Source organism: Pseudoalteromonas sp. SG44-1, assembly GCF_014164315.1.
GTDB lineage: Bacteria > Pseudomonadota > Gammaproteobacteria > Enterobacterales > Alteromonadaceae > Pseudoalteromonas > Pseudoalteromonas rhizosphaerae.
In genome coordinates this window covers 1-2,116 of sequence record NZ_JACJEW010000149.1, presented here as the reverse complement: position 1 = coordinate 2,116, position 2,116 = coordinate 1, and the positions used below count along the sequence as shown (strand labels likewise).

The 2,116-nt window shown below is 39.3% G+C and carries 2 protein-coding genes; one reads left to right on the top strand and one right to left on the bottom strand.

The genetic code is table 11. The annotated features are described in order from the left end of the window. The coding region (locus H5187_RS23280; RefSeq protein WP_182798447.1) for a transposase at positions 1 to 459 on the top strand (459 nt) is incomplete at its 5' end. 481 nt (positions 460 to 940) lie between these two features. On the opposite strand, the gene H5187_RS23275 is transcribed toward H5187_RS23280, so the two are convergent. After that, a complete protein-coding gene (locus H5187_RS23275) occupies positions 941 to 1,573 on the bottom strand; it encodes a hypothetical protein (protein WP_182785416.1) in 633 nt (210 codons plus the stop codon). Positions 1,574 to 2,116: the final 543 nt, after the last annotated feature.

Here is a 2,116-nt window from a genome sequence, read left to right as displayed (position 1 = left end):
TGCTATCATAAGGAGCTTAAACCTTTAGAGCATTACATTGAACAAATGGCTAAACAACACAACCCTGTTCACCTTAATATTTTGCAAACAATTAATGGTATAGGCCGCATTCTCGCACTCACTATTATTTACGAAATTGGTGACATCAATCGCTTTTCAAGCGTACAAAAGTTCGCTTCATACAGCCGGTTAGTCAAATGCAAAGCGGAATCTGCCGGCAAAACTTATGGCACACAAGGCAATAAAATTGGCAATGCACATCTAAAATGGGCGTTCTCGGAAGCTGCCGTACTACTGCTCCGTCACAACCACAACGCCAACAAATACCTTGAAAAACTACAAAAACGAATGAGCAAAGCCAAAGCACTGTCAGCACTTGCACATAAGCTGGGTCGCTGTGTTTATTATATGCTTAAAAAAGAGACGGTATTCGATGAAGCAAAATTTTTAAAGAGTTAGTCACGGTACTGAGTGAGCTGAACATCTAACTGGATATAAGGCTGAGCATCAATCAATTGGGTGAGTTAATAACCAACAAGGTTTAACCTGATTATATGCCTACAGACCTAAGCCACTTGCCTTGATTAGACGCTCAGTACGCGTGCATTAATACAATAAACAAAGTCGCTTACACCTGACTTGAGCCTGAAACTAACTGGATCATAATGATGAAACCAGCCGCCTTGAATAGTGCCATGATTAGGTTAACCGATGAATGTCTAGTGCCCCAGCAACCCCAAAAGGATATGGAAAAAACCTGGCTGCGATGAGATCGCAATAAGAGAGCCTCTATATGTGTTTGCCGTAAGCAACTTGCTTAACAGCCGCATCGACAGACGAAGTAAACGAATTTGTTTATTGGTTTAGAATTGACCGTCAATTTATAAAAACGGTCAAAAAGAACTCTATTGCCTATTGACAGAGTTAAGGCTCATATGTGTTAGGCATTTTCCGTCGTTTCACGCCAGAGCTCATTAACGACACTAGTCATAGCGTCAATAATTTCAAAGATATACACTTGTGTAACTTCAAGGTGGACTCTAGCAAATTGATGTGAATTTAAATTGAGGTTTTTGGCAACAATTCTAAATTGCTTACTATGCAGCTCCTCGTCTAAGTGCCCAGCATTGTGAGCAATGATGTTCCTGATATCCCTTGCTTCGACGACTTTACCCCAAGAGGCAGTGCCAGTAGGTACTTCAATTTTGGCGACTTTACGTAGATAGTTTTTTGCTCGCTCAATACCTGAGCCACTGCAATCTTTTAAAGTACAATTTAAACCTTTTTCAAAATAAAAGCTGTGGCACAGTTGATTAAGATAATCTTCAAAAAGCGATACCAACATAAGCAAAAACGATTGTTTCTGGTATTGAGGAAATACTTCTTGGAAATGCGCACCTAAATCATTGCGATACTTGTACCTATCCCAACAAACAGACTCGTTCATTTCTATATCAGATTCGTTGTACGTAGTTAATTCTTCACGCCAATGGCGTTCTGATAGCTCGACAAAGATCCTAAACTTCTCTAAGTCAGACAAAAAATACAACGACACTTGATCGGATTTCTGCATTTTTACTCCTAATTGCCTAACGCCGCAAGTAACTGCGGATGAAACGGAACTTGTTTTTATGCGAGTATTTTACCGCATAAAAACAAGTGGAGAGTAAGACGTCAGATTGCCTTGCTTTGTTATGTGCCGGATTCATAGATTCCATTTTTTGTTTACTGCCTCTGTGATTACACTATCAGGAATAACACCTAATTCAGACAGTTTATTGCGCATAACTTCTATATGCCACCAAGGGCAAGCTGGGTCATTGCACGCTACATCAGGATCACCTTCATGCTCGAAGACTAAATGAAAACATAGCCAATGCATCTTTTCGAAAACCTCATAATCTTCCGAGTATTTCTCCACGGGCTTATCACAATGCACACAAATTCTTGATGAACTCATTATTAAGTACCGCAGACGTATTTAAGCCACATAACGAGGCTGTAGAATAACTCGTTTTTAATTTATTTTTATTGATGCATTAACCATAGCTGAGTTCCTATTTTGATTCAATCGGTTACTTCGATTTTACGTGAAATATAAAAAGAGGATTTACTG

Excerpts from the sequence above, each read along its gene's own strand:
- H5187_RS23275 (WP_182785416.1), bottom strand. The coding sequence starts at position 1,573 with ATGCAGAAATCCGATCAAGTGTCGTTGTATTTTTTGTCTGACTTAGAG.